This window comes from Microbulbifer bruguierae (assembly GCF_029869925.1).
GTDB classification, from domain to species: domain Bacteria; phylum Pseudomonadota; class Gammaproteobacteria; order Pseudomonadales; family Cellvibrionaceae; genus Microbulbifer; species Microbulbifer bruguierae.
Window position 1 is genome coordinate 2,900,686 of the sequence record NZ_CP118605.1, and the last position, 20,729, is coordinate 2,921,414.

The window sequence follows — 20,729 nt, forward strand, 5'->3', positions numbered from 1 at the left end:
GTGGGCTATTTGCCGCCAGCGGGTGAGAACCCGGCTCCCGGTGGCGTTTCAAGGAGTCATGTATGCAACCGAAAGTACTTGTCATCAGTGCCATCGCGGCAGCCCTGTGTCTTGCTGGCTGTAACGGTGCGGACGCCGGAGCGCAAGCGGCTGAAACCGCAAAGACGCCCGCGCCGCAAATCTCGCTGGCGCAATCCCAGAGCAACAGTCCCTGGTTCACCGAAGCCGAGCAGCGACTGCAGCGAGCCGCACAGGTAGAAATCAACAACAAGCGTGGCGCGGCGAAAAATATCATTCTGTTTGTGGGCGACGGCATGGGGATTTCCACCGTGACCGGCGCTCGTATTCTCGCCGGCCAGCTGCAGGGGCAGACCGGTGAGGAGTACCAGCTCAGCTTTGAGAAGATGCCGTTCGCCGGACTGATTAAAACCTACAACAGCAACCAGCAGACCCCGGATTCCGCGGGTACCGCCACGGCCATCGTTACCGGAGTGAAGACCAAGGCCGGTTTTATCAGCGTGGACGAGAGCGTGGCCCGCGGCGATTGCCCGGCGAGCCTCAAACATGGCCTCACGTCGGCCCTGGAGCTGGCGGAAGCTCAGGGCAAGGGCACGGGTATTATCAGTACCGCGCGCATCACGCATGCCACCCCTGCAACCACCTACGCCAAGGTACCGGAGCGCGATTGGGAACACTCAGCGCCCGAAGGTTGTCGCGATATTGCCGCGCAGCTGGTGGAAATGCCGGTGGGTGATGGAATCGATGTGATCATGGGCGGCGGTCGCCGCGGCTTCCTGCCGGCGAGCGTGACCGATCTGGAAGGCGCGGCCGGCAAGCGCGAAGACGGCCGCAATCTGGTACAGGAGTGGCAGCAGCGCTACGGCGAAGGTGCCGTGTATATCGAGGACCAGGCTGGATTCAACCAGCTGGATGTCACTTCCACCGGCAAGTTGCTGGGACTGTTCCAGCCATCACATATGCGCTACGAGTCGGACCGCAACCATGACAAGGCCGGCGAACCCTCTCTGAGCGAGATGACGGCCAAGGGCATAGAGCTGCTGCAGAAAAACAAGCAGGGCTACTTCATGCTGGTTGAGGGCGGTCGCATCGACCACGGCCACCACGCGGGCAACGCCTACAACGCACTGCACGATGCGGTGGAGTTCGCGAACGCGGTGCAGGTGGCCATGGACAATACCGATCCCCGGGATACCCTGATCATCGTCACTGCCGACCACAGCCACACCTTTGTCATCGCCGGTTACCCCACCCGCGGTAACCCGATTCTCGGCAAGGTGGTGAGTAACGACGAGCACGGTGAGCCTCAGGATTTCCCGCTGCTGGCTGCTGATGGCAAACCTTATACCACCGTTGGGTATGCCAATGGTTCGGGCTTTGCGTATCTCGGTGACGAGACCGATTCCGATCTGCGCCGCGGGGCACCAGCCCACGCCGGACGTGCGGACCTGACCGAAGTGGATACCCTGGCCCCCGGTTTTTATCAGGAAGCACTGGTGCCCACTTCCGGTGAAACCCACGGCGGTGAAGATGTGGGTATCTGGGCGCGCGGCCCGGGCGCGCACCTGCTGGGCGGCACGAATGAGCAGAACTTTATTTTTCATGTGATGGCCCACGCCGGCGGGCTCTTGAGCAAGGACTAGTCGGCAGCGTCGATCGGGCGCGGGTGGCTGTGTTTGCGTTGTTCACGCCACTTGTCGTGGGCAAACAGCTGCTCACATTCGCGTCCAATGGACCGCCGCAATTCCTGCATCCGCTGCTGGGCCTGGTCCAGCAGCGGTATCAGCTCTCTTTCCTCCTCGGCACCCAGCGCCTGCTTGTGTGTTGCCAGAAAGCGGCACAAAAGGTGCAGGTCGCGCCAGTCACCCAGGGCACTCGCCAATAGTTTCAGTCGAGTGCGGCGACCGCCAATTTTTTGGGGTTTCAGTTCTTGCAGCAAACGGGTGTGATACCACTGATCCTTTATTCGTTTGCGCAGGGTGTGGAAACTTTCGCCGTCTTCCCGCGCGAACGCCTGCTGCATGGCGCGATAGGCGCGATGGTAACTGCGTGCGTAGCCGCGCTTGAGGTCTCTGGTGGTCAGTCCGAACAGTTCCCAGCATTCGACCTGCCGTTGACCCTGGACCAGTAGCTGCTGGGCCTGCGCCAGTGCGGCACCGGCGCCGCTGGTGTCAATGCGGGCTTTGAGCGCTGCCGCGGTTGCGGGAAATTGTGTCGCTGCCAGCTGCTTGGTGAGCGCGTCGTACAGCGACACGGCGTCGCGGCTGCCGGATAGGGTCTGCGCAACGCTGCGGTAGTGGGCGTTCTCAACCGGATACAGCCGTTCGGTATGACGATTGGTTTTCTGCACCAGTCGCACCAGTGCGCGCATCTTTTTGCAGTGTTTGCGGATCTGGTGGATTGCCTCCTGCTGCTCCAGTTGCTGGGCCGCGTGCAGTGCGGAGGCGAGCTGTTCCCGGGCAATCCGTTGAATTTGTTTCGCTGGCGACTGGTGTGGATCAAAGCGGTAGGTCATCAGATATTCCGGAATTCCTGTGCTGTGGTCAGTGTAGGGCGTTGCGCAGCGAGCAAGTGCTCCCGGCGCTCGCCCCATCTACCTCGGCCCATGTACAATGGCGCCCTGAATTTGGCTCAGCAGGCGCAAGATGACAGAACGCAAGACGACCCATTTCGGTTACCAGCAGGTGCCGGTCGAAGAGAAGGCCGGGCGGGTAGCGGATGTTTTTCACTCGGTGGCGGCGCGCTACGATGTGATGAACGATCTGATGTCCGGCGGCATTCACCGCCTGTGGAAGCGCTTTACCATCGAGCTGTCGGCGGCGCGTCCGGGGCAGGCGATTCTGGATATCGCTGGCGGTACCGGTGACCTGACGGCGCGCTTTTCCCGTATCGTCGGCCCCACCGGCAAGGTGGTGCTGGCAGACATCAATGCGTCGATGCTGAAGGTGGGCCGCGATCGCCTGCTGGATCGGGGCATTGCCGGCAATGTGGAGACGGTGCAGGCGGACGCGCAGTACCTGCCGTTTCCGGATAACACCTTTGACTGCATCACCATTGCTTTTGGCTTGCGCAATGTCACCGACAAGGATCTGGCGTTGCGTTCGATGCTGCGGGTGCTGAAGCCCGGTGGTCGCCTGTTGGTGCTGGAGTTTTCCAAGCCCCAGTCGAAGCTGCTGGAGAAAGTGTATGACCAGTATTCGTTCCGTCTGTTGCCGTTTATGGGCAAGCTGGTGGCGGACGATGCGGACAGCTATCGCTATCTGGCGGAAAGTATCCGTATGCATCCGGATCAGGAAACCCTGAAAGACATGATGGGCGACGCAGGTTTTGTGGATTGCGAATTCCACAATATGACCGGCGGTATTGTCGCCCTGCACAAGGGCATCAAGCCCTGATTAATTTCCGCCAACAGTGAATCCTGTGGCGCCCCGGCTGGCGGTAACCCCTCGCGAGACACGCCGTGAACCCATCCCTGGGGGCTCTTCGAAAACATCCCTGTTTTCGAAGGTCTCGCGAGGGGTTACCGCCAGCCGGGCCTTCGCATCTGCGTTTCGCGCACTGACAAAGCCAGAACAAGAATGACCGATCCCACCTTCCGCGCCGGCTTCGACGCCACTCTGGAAGCCGCCATCAACACCGCCCTGCGCTACGACCCGGGCAGCCGCGCGCGCCTTGGCAGGCTCGCGGGCAAGGTGCTGGGGGTGAGTCTCACCGCGCCTTCCATGAATTTATTTCTGGTCATCGAGGACGAGGAAGAAGGTGGCTATGTGGAAGTGCACAGCCGCTGGAGTGGTGAGGTGACCACGGAGCTTTCCGGTTCCGCGCTGGCGTTTGTCCAGCTGTTAAAGAATCGCGACGCCACCCCGGCGAAACTGGGTGTGACGGTGCGCGGTTCCAGTGCACTGCTGGCGGAGCTGCAGGCGATACTGCGGGAGTTGGACATCGATTGGGAAGAGCCGTTGGCGAAGCTGATCGGAGATGCCCCCGCGCACCAGCTGGGGACCGGTGTGCGTATCGCCGCAAGCTGGCTGAAAGACGTACTGGGCCGGGCGCCCCGTGCGGCGTCGGAGGCGGTGAGTGAGGAGTGGCGGATGACACCGCCGCAGGCGCAGTTCGAGGCGTTCGCGGAGGATGTGGCGGAGTTCGCTCAGGGGGTGGAGCGGCTGGAGGCGCGGGTGGAAATCCTGCGCCGCAAGCTGGAAGGCCGTGATAACCAGGGTCAGAAGAAACCGGGTCAGGGGAAATACTGAAGTGCCGATTGCGAGAAGTCTGACCATTGCGCGGGTATTCCTGCGCTATCGCCTGAATGAGTTGATCCCGGGGGAATACCAGCCCCTGTGGCTGCGGGCGCTGTGGGCGCCGGCTAAGTTGCTGCCGCAGAGCGGCAAAACCAGGAATATGGGCCGCGGTGAGCGGCTGCGGCGGGCGCTGGAGGATCTGGGGCCGATCTATGTGAAGTTCGGCCAGCTGCTGTCCACCCGCCCGGATTTGATGCCACCGGATTTTGTCGAGGAGCTGAACCAGCTGCAGGACAATGTGCCACCCTACCCGGCGAACCAGTGCATTGCCCGCATTGAGGAGGCGCTGGGAGCGCCGGTGGATGAGTTGTTTGCGGAATTTGAGCGCGAGCCGCTGGCCTCCGCGTCCGTGGCCCAGGTGCACGGTGCGCGTCTCAAGGGGGCCGATGGCAAGCCCGGCAAGTCGGTGGTGGTAAAGGTACTGCGACCGGGCATCGACAAAGTGATCCAGCAGGATCTGCAGCTGCTGGGGTATATCGCGCGCTGGATCGAGCGCTATTTGCCGGATGGCCGCCGTATGCGCCCGCTGGAAGTGGTGGAGGATTACCGACACACCATTGAGGGCGAGCTGGACCTGGTGCGCGAGGCGTCTAACGGCTCGGAGCTGAAGCGCAATTTTGCCAATTCCCCGCTACTGTATATCCCCGAAGTTTACTGGGACTACACCCGCGAAAACGTGCTGGTGCTGGAGCGTATCGACGGTATTCCGGTAACCGATATGGCGCAGCTGCGGGCGCAGAATACGAATATGGAGCTGCTCGCCGAGCGTGGGGTGGAGATTTTCTTCAAACAGGTGTTCGAGCACAATTTTTTCCACGCCGATATGCACCCGGGCAATATCTTTGTGTCCCGGGAGCACCCCGAGCGGCCGCAATATATCGCTATCGATACCGCTATCGTCGGCAGTCTTACCCGCGAGGACCAGTACTATTTGGCGCGTAATTTGCTGGCCATGTTTCGCCGCGATTACCGCATGGTGGCGGAACTGCACGTACAGAGTGGCTGGGTGCGCCGGGATACGCCGATCAATGCGTTCGAGGCGGCGGTGCGTGCGGTGTGCGAGCCGATTTTTGAAAAACCCCTGGGTGAAATCTCTTTTGCGCGGGTGCTGATCAGCCTGTTTCAGACGGCGCGCCGCTTCGATATGGAAGTTCAGCCGCAGTTGGTGCTGCTGCAGAAAACCCTGCTGAATATCGAGGGCCTGGGTCGCCAGCTTTATCCACAGCTGGATCTGTGGAAGACTGCACATCCATTTCTGGAGCGGTGGATGCGCGAGCGCATTCACCCCAAAACGATCATCGGCGAAATCCGTCGATATGGCCCAGAATGGCTGGAAAAATTACCCCAGCTGCCGCAATTGGCTTTCTCTGCCCTGGAACAGGGACGGGAACTGGCACCTCAGTTGCAGCGGCTCGGCGAGGAACTGGCGGGGAGCCGCCAGCGCGGGCGGGCGCGTTATGCGCGTATGGTGGTCGGTGGGTTGCTGGCTGCCGGTGCGGCGCTGGTGGCCTCTCCCGGATTGCTGGCACAGGTACCGGCGGCGAGCTGGGCTCTGGGGGCTGCGGCCCTGGCGCTGTTGCTCTGGCCATAACTTCATGACTCCGTGACATGTAGGAGCTTGCCTGCAGGCGGACCAGTGCGGAGCCTTGAACGGTTCGCCTGCAAGGCAGGCTCCTACGGCCGGTGCAAAAACCTGCGCCCTACGTTGGGCAAAGCGCAGTGTGGCCAACAAGGTATAAAACGACAGCCGGGAACCGGACCGGCCAGCCTACAATAACCAAAGCAGTAAGGACCCACAGTGTGAGCGAAACCGACTTCACCCAGGCGGTCAAATGGAACAGCGACGGGCTGGTGCCCGCTATCGCCCAGGATTTCAAGACCGGCCGGGTGCTGATGATGGCGTGGATGAACGCCGAGTCTCTGCGTCTCACCGCCGAAGAGGGCCGCGCCGTTTACTGGTCCCGCTCCCGCGGCAAGCTGTGGCGCAAGGGCGAGTCCTCCGGTCATGTGCAGCAGGTACGCGAACTGCGTCTCGACTGCGATGGCGACACCCTGGTGTTGCTGGTTGAGCAACTGGGTGGCATTGCCTGTCATACCGGTCGTGTAAGCTGTTTTTATCAGGTACTCGAAGATGGCCAATGGCAGGTACGCCAGCCGGTGATTACCGACCCGAAAGAGATCTATTCAGGAGAGAAGTAGGCCTTTGTCATGAGTAATATGCTGATTCAACTGGACCGGGTGCTGCGCCTGCGCATGCATCAGGGGGATACAGAATCCTCCTATGTCGCCAACCTGCACCAGAAGGGCCTGAACAAGATTCTCGAAAAGGTGGGCGAGGAAGCCACTGAACTGGTCATCGCCGCCAAGGATGCCGAGGGCAAGGCGCTGGATTCCGACGAGCACAAGGCACTGATCGGGGAAACCGCGGACCTGTGGTTCCACTCACTGGTGATGCTGGCGCACATGGGAACCGATTCCCGCGCCGTGCTGGACGAACTGGGCCGCCGTTTCGGTCTGTCCGGGCTGGAAGAAAAAGCCTCGCGTGAGCAGAGCTGAGCCCGGGTTGCGAATACAAGAACGGAAACAACAAGCGAATTTCACAAAATAGTCAGGAGCATTTCACATGGGTATTAGCTGGCAACAATTACTGATTCTGCTGGTCATTGTCTTGCTGATTTTCGGCACCAAGCGCTTGCGCAACCTGGGTGGCGATCTCGGTGGTGCCATCAAGGGCTTCAAGAAAGCCATGAAAGACGAAGACAAGAAAGACGGTGAAGAAGACAAGGATCCGGACCTGTTGGGCAAGGACGACAGCGTCAAGCCGCAGCAGAAAACCTCAACGGAAGAAAAACAGTCCCAGGACAAGTAACCGTCCGCACCTGGTAGAGCGAAGCGCACGTGTTTGATATCGGATTTTTTGAACTGCTGCTGGTGGGTATCGTCGGTCTGGTCGTGATCGGCCCCGAACGCCTGCCCGATGCGGTGCGCACCACGGTGCGCTGGTGGACCCAGATCAAGCAGACCCTGGGTAGCGCCAAGGAAGAACTGGAGCGCGAGGTGGGTGCCGACGACATCCGTCGGGAGCTGCACAACGAGCGTGTGCTGCGTGAACTGAAAGAAAGCCAGGAAGCCATGCAGCGCACCTTCACTGAGGCGGAGAAAAAGTTCGAGCAGGACCTGAAGGCTGTCACCGAACAGGCGGATGCGCTGAAACAGCAAGCCACTGACGTCGATGCCAAATCCGAGGATAAACCGGAGCCGGCGGTTTCCGCACCAGATGTGGAAGCTGACAATCTGCGCCGGGCGGCGGATTACCTGCCCGACGAAGACACCGCTCCTGCTGCCGACGATTATCTGCCGGAAGAGGACGAGGAAGACCAGGATCAGGAAGACCCCGACTACCCCGAACACCTCCACGACCACGGCGACCCCGAGTTCAACCCCCATCACCCGGACCACTTCAAGGAGTGGGAAGAGGATGAATGGGCGGAAGTGGACAAGGCCGATCCCGCCGACAATCCCGACAACCCCGACACCGAGAAGGCAGCAGCCAAACCCCTCGACGAGCAATCCACCCAGGCGGAAGACAAGCGTCAATGAGCGAAAAAGACCAGCCGTTTATTGAGCACTTGATCGAGCTGCGGGACCGTCTGCTGAAGACCCTGCTGGTAGTGATCGCAATTTTTGCCTGTATGGCGCCCTTCGCCAACGAGATCTACGACTTCGTGGCTGAGCCCCTGCAGGCGCGCCTTACCGAAGGCGCGGGCATGATTGCTACCGAGGTCACCTCGCCTTTCCTGACGCCGTTTAAAACCACCTTCGTGCTGGCGTTTTTTATCGCCATCCCCTTTGTGCTGTACCAGTTCTGGGCGTTCATCGCTCCCGGTCTGTACAAGCACGAGAAGCGCCTGATCGGACCGCTGATGTTTTCCAGCGTGGTGTTGTTCTACGCGGGTATGGCCTTTGCTTACTTTGTGGTTTTCCCGCTGATCTTCGAATTTTTTATCAGCTCCGCTCACGCGGATATCAAGGTGATGCCGGATATCCGCAGTTATCTCGATCTGGCACTGAAGCTGTTTTTCGCCTTCGGCTTCGCGTTTGAAATTCCCATTGCGACCATTGTGCTGATCTGGAGTGGGGCGGTTACCGCCAAGGAACTGGCCAAAAAACGCCCCTATGTCATCGTCGCCTGCTTCGCCATCGGCATGCTGCTGACACCACCTGACATCATTTCCCAGACCCTGCTGGCGGTGCCCATGTGGCTGCTGTTTGAAATCGGTGTTTTCTTCGGCCGCTGGATCAAGCAGCGCGGTAAGGACGAAGAGGAAGTGGAGGCGCAGTAGCAACCCTGCGCCGGCTGCGTTTTCCCTGTTTTCTTCAGACTGTCACCGGTGCGAGTCCCGCTATAAAACCCGTCACGACAGGGTGAGTACCGCGCCGGCAAATGTGATTACCGCGACGGTAAGAGCAATCAATTCCCCATCCTGCGGGCGCTGTGCCAATATGATGAGCAATGCCAGCGGAGGTATTGCGATGGCGGTTATGCCAAGCAGGGTGGATTCTGCGAAGGCGAGCCGCAACAGGTAAATCCACAGCACGGCTCCGAGCACCAGCGTAAAAATCAGTGACACCGCCACGACAGGTTGCATGGAAAATTTCCCGGGTAATGTCCTCGCAAAACTAAAGTTAGTTGCTTCTGCGGCATTTACGCTGCGTTGGCGCGCTACTGTTCCCGGGCGCAGGGTCCGCCTGCTGATGCTGTTACTGGCTGCGCTGCTGAGCGGTTGCGAATCCATATATTTCTATTCTCAGGCGGCCAGCGGCCAGCTGAAAATTCTCGCCGGTCGAAAATCCATTGACCAACTGGTGGCGGATGACACCACCGACAAAAAACTCCGGCAGCAACTGCAATGGGTGCGCGCAATTCGCGCCTACGCCGGCGCCGAACTGCATCTGCCGGTGGGCAGTGCCTACAGTGAATTTACCCAGCTGGAGGGGGAATACGCGCTGTGGAATCTGGTGGCGGCACCTGAGTTCTCGTTCTCGCCCAAGCGCTGGTGTTATCCCATTGCCGGCTGCGCCAGTTACCGCGGTTACTTCGACAAGGCCGACGCAGAGGCCCATGGGGCGCGCCTGCGGGCAGAGGGCTTCGATGTGTACCTGGGACCGGTGCCGGCTTACAGTACCCTGGGTTGGTTTGATGATCCGGTACTTTCGAGCTTCGTCAATTGGACTCCGGATCGCCTCGCGGGTCTGTTGTTTCACGAGCTGGCGCACCGCCGGGTATATATCTCTGGCGATACCCGCTTTAACGAAAGTTTTGCCACTGCGGTATCGCGGATAGCGCTGCCTGACTGGCGCCGGCGCCAGGGTATAGCCGCACCGAAAGTGGAGAGTGTGGTACAGGCGCGCAGGGTCAATGGGCTGATGGTGACTGCGCGCAAGCAACTGCAGGAGATATACCAGTCCTCGAGCAGCGATGAAGACAAGCGCGAACGGAAAGCGCAGACACTCGAGCGTTTGCGCACCTGTTACCGCGAAATTTCCGCTGGCTGGGAAGAAGACCGGAATTTCACCAAGATGATCGAAAAGACCAACAACGCCACCCTGGCGCTGGTGAGCGAGTACCAGTCACAGGTTCCCGCCTTCGTGCAGTTGTACAACGACAGCGGCAGTGACTGGGAGGCCTTTTACGCCGCAGTGGAGCAGCTGGGCGCGCAGTCGAAAGAGGTGCGCAGCGAGCGTCTGCAGGCACTGAACAAGCGGGCTCAAACTTCCAGTAAAAAGGTTACCGGGCCGTCGTTGCAGAGCGATACCTGCATGTCCGCGGCAAACTGACCCCCGGCCACGGGCAGTTCCCCCGGCAGCTTGTGCCGCGCCTGATTCAGGAAATATTGATAGAGCTTTTCCGCCTGCTGTGGCGTGGCACCGCGGCTGAAACTGGGGCGCAGCCCCTTGGCCGTATCCGCCACCAGGGTGAACTGGCTTACCACCAGCAGGCCGCCGCCGGCCTGCTGCACATTCAGGTTCATCTTGCCCTGATCGTCGCTGAAAATGCGATAGTGCAGCACCTTGTGCAGCAGCTTGTCTGCGGTTTCCTCGCTGTCGCTGGCCTCCACTCCGAGCAGCAGCAGAATACCGTGATTGATGGCGCCGACGGATTCACTGCTCACTTCCACTTTCGCGTGCTTTACCCGCTGAATCAGGCCTTTCATCGTAATCCTCTTCTAAACTGCATGGACTCTGTAGAACCGCGGCTGCGAATCGCTTAGGGTTCGGTCAAGCAGTTTACCGGTTCGGCCCCCGGGCAGCGACAGCCGGTTACCCCTATTCCAATCCAAATAATTCATTCCAGAAAAGAGACCGGAATCCTTCCATGAGAACACCTGTCATCGCGCTGCTCGCGGCTTGTATTGCAGCCGCTGCAGTGATCGCTGCTGCTAACGGTAGTTTCAGCAGTACTGAAAATACCGGCGACCCGCAGCCGCAGAGTCATTCGAGTAAAAGCTCTGAGATTCAGTATCCGCAAACCGCAACGGTGCCGCACCAGGACGATTATTTCGGCACGCAGGTCAGTGACCCCTATCGCTGGCTGGAAAAGCAGGAGTCCAAGCCGGTGCAGGACTGGGTGGCGGCCCAGAACGATTTTTCTCTGCCCAAACTCAAGTCACTGCCGGGATGGCAGAAGATCAATCAACGCCTGAGTGAACTCTGGCAGTACGAGCGTTACGGTGTGCCCTACAAAAAGGCCGGGCAGATCTTTTATGAATACAACGACGGTAGCTGGGACCAGAGTGTCTTCTACAGTACCCGCGATATCCACAAGGACGGTGGCGTGGTCTTGGATCCCCGCGCCCTCAGCAAGGACGGCACCATCGCGGCGAGACGTTATTCCGTCAGCCCCAACGGTCGCTACCTGGCCTATGGCACCTCCGACGGTGGCACCGACTGGACGGACTACCATGTGCGCGATCTCAGGACCCGTCGCCTGCTGCCGGATCACCTGACCGGCATCAAGTTCAGTGACGCCAGCTGGGCCAAGGATGAGTCCGGTTTCTATTACAGCCGCTATCCGTTCAACGAGGACGGCAGTGCCGACGACAGTAAACAGGTCGCGGTGTATTTTCACAAGATCGGTGAGCCCCAGAGCAAGGATCAACTGGTCTACCAGATCACCGATCACCCTACCCGCAACCCCGACGCCCGTGTCAGTGACGATGGTAATTACCTGATTTTCGGAATTTTCGACGGCTATGACAGCAACGGTGTTTACTATCGGGATTTGCGCGATAGCAACGGCGAGGTGGTCAAAATGCTGAACGATTGGGACGCGCTGTATACCTATCTCGGTAACGACGGCAAGCAGTTTTATTTTGAAACCAACGCCGGTGCCACCAACGGCAAGATTGTCGCCATCGACATCGATATGCCGGAAAAAACCAACTGGAAAACCCTGGTGCCGGAGCAAAAAAATGCCCTGCAGAGTGCCAGCCTGATCGGCGGCCGATTTGTGCTGCATTATCTGGAAGATGCGAGATCCAAGGTGGTGGTGACTGACCTCGGGGGCAAGCAGCAGTACGAACTGAAACTGCCGGGGATGGGGACCGTAGACGGTTTTTACGGCGAGCCGGACGACAGTGAAACCTACTATGAATTCAGCAATTTCCTGACGCCACCCAGCATTTACAAACTGGATGTAGCGACCGGCGAGAGCGAAAAAGTCAAAGCGCCGAAATATCCCGCGGACTTTTCCGATTACACCGTCAGCCAGCACTTTTTCACCAGTAAAGACGGCATCCGGGTACCGCTGTTTCTGGTGCACAAAAAGGGAATGAAAAATGACGGCAGCAATCCCACGCTGCTGTACGGCTACGGCGGATTCAATGCCGCGCAGCTGCCACAGTTCTACACCCGTTTTGCCGGCTGGCTGGATATGGGCGGCACCTTCGCGCTGGTGAATCTGCGCGGGGGCAGTGAATACGGTGGCGACTGGCATAAGGCCGGTACCAAACTACAGAAGCAGAATGTCTTCGATGATTTTATCGGTGCGGCGGAGTGGCTGATCGGAAAAAGAATCACCTCACCGGAAAAACTCGGCATCATGGGGCGCTCCAATGGCGGTCTCCTCGTCGGTGCCGTCGAAGTACAGCGCCCGGAACTGTTCAAAGTGGCGCTACCCATCGTCGGCGTGCTGGATATGCTGCGCTACCACACCGCCTCCGCCAACGCGCGCCAGTGGTCCAGCGATTATGGTCTGGCGGAGAACCGGGAGGAGTTTGCCGCGCTCTACGCCTATTCACCGGTGCACAACACCGTGAAAGGCACCTGCTATCCGGCGACCCTGATTACGACCGCTGACCGCGACGACCGCGTGGTGCCCTGGCACAGCTACAAATTTGCCGCGGCACTGCAGCGGGACCAGGGGTGTGAAAACCCCATATATCTTGCGGTGGAGACTCGCGCGGGTCACGGTGCAGGCAAGCCGGTGTGGATGCAGGTGGAAGATTTTACCAATCAGTTTGCCTTTCTTGCCCATCAGCTGGGTCTGCAAATCCAGTAACCTTGAAGGCCGTTTATACGGAATGTCTGGCGGGCAGCATTTGCTGCCCTATTAGAATAAAAATGAGGTTTAGAAGTAATGCGTGCATTTGTGACCGGCGGTACCGGATTTCTCGGGGCCAATTTGATTGAACAACTCATCGACGACGGCTGGCAGGTGACTGCCATGCACAGGCCTGGCTCCAACACAGAGCGACTGTGCGCACTGGGGGCGACACCGGTGGAGGCGTCTCTGGACGACCTCAATTCGCTGCGTCGGGCCCTGCCTGCGGATCTGGATGCAGTGTTTCACCTCGCCGGCAATACCAATATGTGGCGCGGTGGCAACGATCAGCAGTGGCGAGACAATGTGATCGGCTCGGCGATGATCGCCCGCGCGGCGCGCGAGCATTTCGCTGCGCAGAGCAAACCGGGGCGCCTGATCGTCACCAGTTCCATTTCCGCCTACGGGTATCAGACAAGCGCCATTAACGAGGACAGCCCGCAATTGGCGGACGACCCAAGACACTACTACCTATACACCAAGAAGCGGGCGGAACAGGCCGTGCGGGAGGAGATATCCGCGGGACTGGATGCGGTGTTCCTGAACCCCTGCGCCATCGTCGGCAAGTACGACGTATCCAGCTGGGCGCAAACCTTTTTCCTGATTGCCAATGACAACCTCCCGGGCGTGCCGCCGGGAGCGGGTTCTTTCTGTCACGCCGGTGCGGTCGCGCGGGCGCACATCAACGCGTTTCACAAAGGGCGCTGTGGGGAGAATTATATTCTCGCCGGTACCGATGCCAGTTTTCTGGAGTTCTTTGGCATCATCGCGACCCTGGTGGGCAAGCCGGTGCCGACGCGTACCACCCCGGCCTTCGTGATCCGCGCCATTGCCGCGCTCAACGATCTCGGCTCCCGCATTTCCGGGCGCGAGCCGGCCGTGACGCCTGAGAAGGCCGCCATGCTGACCCGCCGGGTGGTTGCCAGCAGTGACAAGGCGGCGCGAGAACTTGGCTACGGCACGGCACTCACCCTGGAAGATATGCTGCGCGAATCCCGCGACTGGCTGGTAGACCAGGGATTGCTGAAATTGACGGAGTCGCAGGTTGAACCGGCGTAATCTCGTTTTCACTCTGGTGCTCACACTGCTGATCCTGCAGTTGATCCAGCACTATTTCTTCTCCGGCGCCGGCTGAGCGGTTTCGCTCGGCCGTACCCCTCTGTCCCCCACTGTGCCCCTCGCTGCCCGCCGGCGCGGGCATTTCCTGTTTCCGCGAACGCTTCCCGTCACAACTTCCGGTCACAGTGGTGGAAACAGGCGATAGCGCTCTAGCCGTCATCACCGCGCCTAATTTATTCTTGAGCCCGAATTTCAATTGTGGGGGATCGGATTGTGGATGGATTGAAACAGCAGTTGCAGGAGCTCTGGCCGGTAGTGATCGATGTGGGCCTCAATGTGCTGTGGGCGCTGTTGGCGCTGCTGGTCACCTGGTTCGCGGCCAAACTGGTATCCCGCGCAGTGAATCGTCTCAGCGAGCGCGGCATTGACGAAACCCTGGTCCCGGTGCTGGAAACCCTCGCGGTGTGGGGAACCTATATGGTGGGCGGCCTGGTGGTGCTGGACATCTTCGGTGCCAATACCACCTCTCTGGTGGCTCTGCTCGGTGCCGCCGGCATCGCCGTCGGTCTGGCACTGAAGGACACCCTGCAGAGTATCGCTGCGGGTTTCGTATTGCTGGGGCTGCGCCCCTTCCGGGTGGGGGAGACCATTCAGTTCGGCAGTATCATCGGCACCGTGCGCAAGATTGGCCTGTTCACCACCGAGCTGGATACCCCGGACGGCCTGCGTATCTCCGCGCCCAACGACAAGGTATGGGGCGAGACCCTGACCAACTTCACCCGCAATGCCAGCCGCCGCATCGAGATCATCGCCAGCATTGCCTACGGCGACGATATCGAAACCGGCATGAACGTGCTGCGCACACTGGTTGCCAGCGACCCGCGCATCCTCACTGATCCTGAGCCCAGCTATGCGGTGCGCGCGCTGGCCGACAGTTCCGTGAATCTGCATCTGCGCGCCTGGGCCAGCACCGAGGATTACTGGGATGTCTACTGGGATCTGATGAAGCAGCTGAAGCCGGCGCTGGAAGCCAAAGGCCTCACCATACCCTTCCCGCAGCGAGAGCTGCATATCGTCAATCAGAGCGAGAAAAAGCCACTGGAAACCGCGCTGCATGAATAGCGGACTTTGCGGGTCATCCAGGCGGACCGGTAATTTTCCGCTCCGGTGTATTGATCGGCTTATGAGTGCATCGATCGACTTTTGGTGTATTACATGCCAAATTAGCCGGCGAAATTTGATTGAGCCTTTATCGAGACGTAAAACATGACGCTGAAGTTGAGAAATCCGCTGGTGCCCAGTCTGCTTGCCCTCGCCATTCTGTCTGGCTGTCAGGGTGACGAGGCTGCGCAAACCTCACCAGTGACTCCGCAGTCCGAGAGCGCTGTGGTTGCAGATGCAAAAACCCAAGCCGGCTCCGCAACCGTCGCTGACTCAGAAGTCGAAACCGCGCGCCTGACCGATTGGCTGGATACCAAGTACGAGGAAGAACTGCAGTTCAGCCCGATCCAGCTGACCTTCCTCGGCCGCAAGGACCTCAACGGCAAGATCGACGATCTCAGTGAAGCCGCGGAGTTGAAACAGCTCGAGTGGCGGGCGGCGACCGTGCAGGAGCTGAAGGAAAAATTCGACTACAGCAAGCTCACTGCTGCGGGCAAGGAATCATACGACCTGTGGGTTTTCCAGTACGAAGAAGCCAAGGCGGCAGAACCGTTCAAGCGCAACAGCTATATCTTCCACCAGATGAGTGGCCCGCATACCCTGCTGCCGACTTTCCTGATCAGTTTCCACAAGGTGGACGACGAGCAGAGCATGCGCGCTTATATCTCGCGTATCGGCGAGTCTGCCAGAGCCCTGGGCCAGAGCCTGGAGCGCGCACAGCTGGCGGCCAAAGACGGTATTCGTCCGCCGCGTTTTGCCTATGAAGCCACCATCGAACAATCCCGCAAGGTGATTGCCGGCCAGCCCTTTGGCACCGGCGAGGATTCTCCCCTGTGGGCCGACGCGAAACAGAAAATTGCCGCGTTGCAGGAAGGCGGCAAGATCAATGCCGAGACTGCGGCGGACTTGCAACAGCAGGCCCGCGATGCGCTGACCGGCAAATTGCAGCCGGCCTATGACGCCCTGATCAGCTGGCTCGACCAGGATCTGGAAAATACCACCGCAGAAGCGAAAGGGGCCAGCAGCCTGCCCAATGGTGACGATTTTTACGGGGTTCAGCTGGCCAAGTACACCACCCTGGGCCTGAGCGCCGATGAGGTTCACCAGATCGGTCTCGACGAGGTTGCGCGCATCCAGAAGGAAATGGAGGCCATCCGCGAGCAGGTCAAATTTGCTGGCGATCAGCAGGCGTTTTTCAAATTCCTGCGTGAGGACGAGCAGTTCTACTACCCCAATACCGACGAGGGGCGTCAGGGCTACCTGGATGACACTCGCGCTTTCCTGGATGAGATCGAGGAAAAACTGCCCGAGTATTTTGGCCTGTTGCCCAAAGCCAAGCTCGAAGTAAAACGTGTTGAGTCGTTCCGTGAGGAAGACGGTGGCGCTCAGCACTATTATCCCGGCACCCCGGATGGCTCTCGTCCGGGTACCTACTATGTGCACATGTCGGACATGGGTTCCTATTCGAAAACCGACATGGAAACCACTGCCTACCACGAAGGCAACCCCGGCCACCATATGCAGATTTCCATTGCCCAGGAGCTGACTGGTGTTCCGCAATTCCGCACTCAGGCCGGATTTTCGGTTTACGCGGAAGGCTGGGCGCTCTACTCCGAGTCCCTCGCCAAGGAGATGGGCCAGTTCAAGGATCCCTACAAGGACTTCGGCCGTCTGACCGCAGAGATCTGGCGTGCCATCCGTTTGGTGGTGGATACCGGCCTGCACGCCAAGGGCTGGAGCGAAGAGCAGGCAGTGCAGTACTTCCTGGACAATTCTGCGGTGCCGGAGGGCGCTGCGCGCTCTGAAGTCCGCCGCTACCTGGTGTGGCCGGGACAGGCGACTTCCTACAAGATGGGCATGCTGAAAATTCAGGAGCTGCGCGGCAAGGCGGAGCAAGAGCTGGGTGACCAGTTCGATATTCGCACTTTCCACGACACCATCCTGGGGGGTGGCGCACTGCCGCTGCCGCTGCTGGAAAAGCGTGTGAATAACTGGATCGCCAGCGTCAAACAGGCGTAATTGTCAGGCGGTAAGTGATAAAAAAGCGGGCAATGTAGCCCGCTTTTTTATTGTCGACGTTTTCGTGTTTCGGCTTAAATCAGAAAGCCCGGCGGCGATAGCGGCGGTAATTGGGCGCCCAGAAATTCTTCTCGATATTCTTTTCGAGTTTTTCCAGGCTGATACCCGGTGCCACACCGTCTTCCTGCGCCTGCTTGCCCACCGCCATGGCGATGGCCTTGCCCACTTCGCGAATATTCGACAGCGATGGCAGCAGCGCACCACTGCCCTTCTTCACGACGGGCGCGTTTTCCGCCAGCGCATTGGACGCGGCCATCAGCATGTTGTCGGTAACCCGGTTGGCGCCGGCGGCGATCACACCGAGGCCGATACCGGGGAAAATGTACACGTTGTTGCACTGGGCAATGGGGTACTTTTTGCCGTCCAGTTCAACGGGCTCGAAGGGGCTGCCGGTTGCCACCATGGCGGCGCCGTTGGTCCACTCCAGTACTTCCTGGGGCGTGGCTTCGGCACGGGAGGTAGGGTTGGACAGCGGCATCACCAGCGGGCGTTTGCAGCCCTTGTGCAGGGCCTCGATCACCGGCTGGCTGAACAGGCTGCCCTGGCCGGAGACACCAATGAGTATCGAGGGTTTCACCTGTTCGATCAGCATCTGCAGGTCCCACTCTGCAGCCTCGGGGTATTTTTCCGGGCTTTGCGCCAGCCTGGCCTGGAAGTCGTGCAGGTTCTTCATGTCGCTGGTGACCAGGCCGTAGCGGTCGAACATGAAGATCCGGCTGCGGGCCTTGGACTCCGATACACCGTCGTTCACCATGGCTGCCACCACCTGCTCGGCAATGCCACAGCCCGCGGAGCCCGCCCCTACCACCAGTACCTTCTGCTTCGACAGTTTCTCGTCTTTCGCCTTGCAGGCCGCCAGCATGGTGCCCAGAGCCACCGCAGCAGTGCCCTGAATATCGTCATTGAAGCAGCAGATCTCGTCGCGATAGCGGTTCAGCAGCGGCATCGCATTGGTCTGGGCGAAGTCCTCGAACTGCACCAGCACCCGGGGCCAGCGGCGTTTCACGGCAGCGATAAACTCCGCCAGGAACTCGTCGTACTCCTCCTGGGAAATACGCTCGTTGCGCCAGCCCATATACATGGGGTCATTCAGCAGGGCGCGGTTGTTGGTGCCGACGTCCAACATCACCGGCAGGGTGTACGCCGGGCTGATGCCGCCGCAGGCGGTGTACAGCGAGAGTTTACCGATCGGAATACCCATACCGCCGATGCCCTGGTCGCCGAGGCCGAGGATGCGTTCACCATCGGTGACGACGATGACTTTCACATTTTCCTTGGTGGCGCTGCGCAGAATGTCGTCCATGTATTTGCGGTCCGGGTAGGACACAAACAGGCCGCGGTGATTGCGGTAGATATTGGAGAATTCCTCACAGGCGGCGCCCACGGTGGGGGTGTAGATGATCGGCAGCATCTCCTCGATGTGCTGCTCGATAAGGCGGAAAAACAACGTCTCGTTGTCGTCCTGAATCGCACGCAGGTAGATGTGGCGCTCGAGATCCGTGCGGCACTGCTGGTACTGGTGGTAGGCGCGACGCACCTGCTCACTGATAGATTCCACATTGTTCGGCAGCAGGCCGATCAGATTGAATTCAATGCGCTCTTGCAGGGAAAAGGCGCTGCCCTTGTTGAGCAGAGGGATTTCCAGCAGGGACGGACCGGCATGGGGTATGTATAAAGGGCGCTTGTCTTTCTGGCTCATATCTACGAATTAGGGCAACGAATTGGGGATTTTTGTACGGCATTGTACGTATAGATGGGCTACTGCAAGGGTAGCGGATCAGAGCCGGGGATTTTACGTGGTATTGACCGCCTCTGTCTTTGGCATTGGCAAAATTGCCCAGCAATTCGGCCGGGTTGGCTGGCAGCTTGTTGCTGCGGTGTAGGCGGTGGTCGAACCCAGTCAACACTGGTTAAATGCGGCAGCAGTATTCAGAAATCGAGGATTTGTATGTTCACTTATCAGGTAGAGCCGCGCTTTAGCGAAACCGACGCCCTCGGGCATATCAACAACACCGTGGTTCCGGTGTGGTTCGAGCAGGGCCGCACACCCATATTCAAGCTGTTCAACCCGGACCTGTCGCTGAACAAGTGGAATCTGATTCTGAAGAAGATGGATGTGGATTTCGTAGCCCAGATCTACCTGTATTCCCCGGTGGAGATCCGCACTTCACTGCGCGCGGTGGGCAATACCTCGCTGACCATTCACCAGGAGGTATGGCAAAAGGATCAGCTGGTTGCGCAGGGTGACTGCGTGATGGTGCACTTCGACTACGAAAACCAGACCAAAGCGCCGATTCCACAGCAGACCCGTGCCGAGCTGGAAAAGCACCTGGTGAACTGATTCCGCGTAATCAACGACTTGCGACAACAACAGTTTCCTGTCTCAACCAAGTCGGGTCCGGCCCTCAGCGGGCAACCACCAGATTGCGCCCGTCGTGCTTGGCGCGGTACATGCGGGCATCGGCCTCGGCCAGAGTCTGGCCGTGGGCCTGGTGGTCGCCTTCGGCGACCCCAAAACTGATGGAGATACGCACGTCTTCCTGGTAATTCCGCGTCAGAGCCTCGACTTTTTGCCGCAGCTTTTCCGCCAGAACCTCGCCGCCGTGCAGGTCGGTGTTGCGCAGCAGAATCAGGAATTCCTCTCCACCCCAGCGCGCCACGACATCGTCGGCGCGGGTATTTTCCTTCAGTACCGCAGCCACGTCCTGCAGTACACGGTCGCCGAAACAGTGGCCAAAGGTGTCGTTGATCGCCTTGAAACTGTCCAGGTCGCCAATCAGCACGGTATAGCGTCCGGCCAGCTCCAGGTTGCGGCGCTCCATTTCACTGATGGCCTTATAAGCTTCACGGCGGTTGGCCAGGCCGGTGAGAGCGTCGGTCGAGGCATGGTTCTGCAGCTCTGCGGTGAGCCTGTGCAGCATCTGCTGGGTCTGGTGCCGGCTGCTATCGAGAATCGCCGTGAGCGCCGTAAGCGCACCGAAAATGGCCACAAACCGCGCACGGTGGGTATTGTCGTAGTACGCCAGCAGGCCGGGGAAGTCCGGGTAAAACAGGATCAGTGCGGTGGCCCCGCCGACAAAGCCGAGAGTCACCGTGCCCCATTTGTAGCCGTAGAGATTGATAAACCCGGGCACCAGCATCACCGCCCACATCAGCCCGGTATTGTTCACCCCGCCGGAGAGCAGCAGATAGAAGTACAGCACCAACAGCAGCAGGCCCACCAGTGCCGGGGTCTTGCGGCTGGGGCCGGCAATATTGACGCCGATATACGACAGCAGAATCACCCCGGTCACGCAGAACAGGGTGGTGGCGAGAAACAGATCCGCAGCCATCAGCGCAATCACGCCCATAACGCCAGTAATCGCCAGCGCGAAAATCAGCATATAGCCAGAAGCCTGGATGCGGCGGCGCAGCTCCAGGCCATGTACCTGGGCGATCGGGTCTACGAAGTCGGCCTCGCGGCCACTCTTGTTGAAAGTGTGTTCTGCAGTAATGTCCATGTTCTCTATGAT

20 protein-coding genes are annotated in these 20,729 nt (G+C 59.4%); 15 read left to right on the forward strand and 5 right to left on the reverse strand.

What is annotated here, in order from left to right; all coding sequences use genetic code 11:
• Window positions 1-62 precede the first annotated feature (62 nt).
• The gene (locus tag PVT68_RS12130) at window positions 63-1,661 is read left to right on the forward strand and encodes an alkaline phosphatase (protein ID WP_280318401.1); all 1,599 of its coding nucleotides are present in this window, start codon (window positions 63-65) and stop codon (window positions 1,659-1,661) included.
• On the opposite strand, the gene PVT68_RS12135 is transcribed toward PVT68_RS12130, so the two are convergent.
• Window positions 1,658-2,533 carry a CHAD domain-containing protein gene (locus PVT68_RS12135; protein ID WP_280318403.1) on the reverse strand — a complete coding sequence of 292 codons (876 nt, stop codon included), beginning with the start codon at window positions 2,531-2,533 and terminating at the stop codon, window positions 1,658-1,660. The two genes, PVT68_RS12130 and PVT68_RS12135, sit on opposite strands and share 4 nt — an antisense overlap.
• A 130-nt stretch (window positions 2,534-2,663) precedes the next feature.
• Here PVT68_RS12135 and ubiE point away from each other — a divergent pair, with 130 nt between their 5' ends.
• The 8 genes from ubiE to tatC all read left to right on the forward strand — a co-directional run bounded on the left by ubiE (window position 2,664) and on the right by tatC (window position 8,659).
• Window positions 2,664-3,413, forward strand: a complete 750-nt coding sequence (ubiE, locus tag PVT68_RS12140) for a bifunctional demethylmenaquinone methyltransferase/2-methoxy-6-polyprenyl-1,4-benzoquinol methylase UbiE (protein WP_280318405.1) — start codon at window positions 2,664-2,666, stop codon at window positions 3,411-3,413.
• 183 nt (window positions 3,414-3,596) lie between these two features.
• Entirely contained in the window at window positions 3,597-4,268 is a 672-nt protein-coding gene (locus PVT68_RS12145; protein ID WP_280318407.1) for a ubiquinone biosynthesis accessory factor UbiJ, read from the forward strand.
• A gap of 1 nt (window position 4,269) precedes the next feature.
• Window positions 4,270-5,907, forward strand: coding sequence for a ubiquinone biosynthesis regulatory protein kinase UbiB (ubiB, locus tag PVT68_RS12150; RefSeq protein ID WP_280318409.1), 1,638 nt, complete (start codon window positions 4,270-4,272; stop codon window positions 5,905-5,907).
• Between the two features lie 209 nt (window positions 5,908-6,116).
• Window positions 6,117-6,515, forward strand: a complete 399-nt coding sequence (gene hisI / locus PVT68_RS12155; RefSeq protein ID WP_280318411.1) for a phosphoribosyl-AMP cyclohydrolase — start codon at window positions 6,117-6,119, stop codon at window positions 6,513-6,515.
• Window positions 6,516-6,524: 9 nt separating this feature from the next.
• A complete protein-coding gene (locus PVT68_RS12160) occupies window positions 6,525-6,872 on the forward strand; it encodes a phosphoribosyl-ATP diphosphatase (protein ID WP_280318413.1) in 348 nt (115 codons plus the stop codon).
• A 67-nt stretch (window positions 6,873-6,939) separates the two neighbouring features.
• Window positions 6,940-7,185 (forward strand): twin-arginine translocase TatA/TatE family subunit, encoded by a 246-nt coding sequence (gene tatA, locus PVT68_RS12165; protein WP_280318415.1) that lies wholly within the window; start codon window positions 6,940-6,942, stop codon window positions 7,183-7,185.
• Between the two features lie 29 nt (window positions 7,186-7,214).
• On the forward strand, window positions 7,215-7,916 hold the full coding sequence (gene tatB, locus PVT68_RS12170; RefSeq protein WP_280318416.1) for a Sec-independent protein translocase protein TatB: 702 nt from the start codon (window positions 7,215-7,217) through the stop codon (window positions 7,914-7,916).
• The gene (gene tatC / locus PVT68_RS12175; protein ID WP_280318417.1) at window positions 7,913-8,659 is read left to right on the forward strand and encodes a twin-arginine translocase subunit TatC; all 747 of its coding nucleotides are present in this window, start codon (window positions 7,913-7,915) and stop codon (window positions 8,657-8,659) included. Before tatB ends, tatC begins: the two co-directional genes overlap by 4 nt.
• 72 nt (window positions 8,660-8,731) lie before the next feature.
• Here the strand turns inward: tatC and PVT68_RS12180 are convergent, their stop codons facing one another.
• The gene (locus tag PVT68_RS12180; protein ID WP_280318419.1) at window positions 8,732-8,965 is read right to left on the reverse strand and encodes a hypothetical protein; all 234 of its coding nucleotides are present in this window, start codon (window positions 8,963-8,965) and stop codon (window positions 8,732-8,734) included.
• On the opposite strand from PVT68_RS12180, the gene PVT68_RS12185 reads away from it, so the two are divergent.
• The gene (locus PVT68_RS12185; RefSeq protein WP_280318421.1) at window positions 8,964-10,154 is read left to right on the forward strand and encodes an aminopeptidase; all 1,191 of its coding nucleotides are present in this window, start codon (window positions 8,964-8,966) and stop codon (window positions 10,152-10,154) included. The two genes, PVT68_RS12180 and PVT68_RS12185, sit on opposite strands and share 2 nt — an antisense overlap.
• Here the strand turns inward: PVT68_RS12185 and dtd are convergent.
• The gene (dtd, locus tag PVT68_RS12190; protein ID WP_280318423.1) at window positions 10,085-10,531 is read right to left on the reverse strand and encodes a D-aminoacyl-tRNA deacylase; all 447 of its coding nucleotides are present in this window, start codon (window positions 10,529-10,531) and stop codon (window positions 10,085-10,087) included. The two genes, PVT68_RS12185 and dtd, sit on opposite strands and share 70 nt — an antisense overlap.
• A gap of 161 nt (window positions 10,532-10,692) precedes the next feature.
• On the opposite strand from dtd, the gene PVT68_RS12195 reads away from it, so the two are divergent.
• The 4 genes from PVT68_RS12195 (at window position 10,693) to PVT68_RS12210 (ending at window position 17,157) form a co-directional block, all read left to right on the forward strand.
• Window positions 10,693-12,876, forward strand: coding sequence for a prolyl oligopeptidase family serine peptidase (locus PVT68_RS12195; protein ID WP_280318425.1), 2,184 nt, complete (start codon window positions 10,693-10,695; stop codon window positions 12,874-12,876).
• A gap of 78 nt (window positions 12,877-12,954) precedes the next feature.
• Entirely contained in the window at window positions 12,955-13,977 is a 1,023-nt protein-coding gene (locus tag PVT68_RS12200) for an NAD-dependent epimerase/dehydratase family protein (RefSeq protein ID WP_280318427.1), read from the forward strand.
• 273 nt (window positions 13,978-14,250) lie between these two features.
• Entirely contained in the window at window positions 14,251-15,099 is an 849-nt protein-coding gene (locus PVT68_RS12205) for a mechanosensitive ion channel family protein (protein ID WP_280318429.1), read from the forward strand.
• Window positions 15,100-15,243: 144 nt separating this feature from the next.
• Complete coding sequence (locus PVT68_RS12210; RefSeq protein WP_280318431.1) at window positions 15,244-17,157, forward strand: DUF885 domain-containing protein; 1,914 nt, start codon at window positions 15,244-15,246, stop codon at window positions 17,155-17,157.
• 79 nt (window positions 17,158-17,236) lie between these two features.
• On the opposite strand, the gene PVT68_RS12215 is transcribed toward PVT68_RS12210, so the two are convergent.
• Entirely contained in the window at window positions 17,237-18,916 is a 1,680-nt protein-coding gene (locus PVT68_RS12215) for an NAD-dependent malic enzyme (RefSeq protein WP_280318433.1), read from the reverse strand.
• Window positions 18,917-19,165: 249 nt separating this feature from the next.
• On the opposite strand from PVT68_RS12215, the gene PVT68_RS12220 reads away from it, so the two are divergent.
• Complete coding sequence (locus PVT68_RS12220; protein WP_280318435.1) at window positions 19,166-19,558, forward strand: acyl-CoA thioesterase; 393 nt, start codon at window positions 19,166-19,168, stop codon at window positions 19,556-19,558.
• Between the two features lie 64 nt (window positions 19,559-19,622).
• On the opposite strand, the gene PVT68_RS12225 is transcribed toward PVT68_RS12220, so the two are convergent.
• Entirely contained in the window at window positions 19,623-20,717 is a 1,095-nt protein-coding gene (locus PVT68_RS12225; protein ID WP_280318437.1) for a GGDEF domain-containing protein, read from the reverse strand.
• Window positions 20,718-20,729 lie beyond the last annotated feature (12 nt).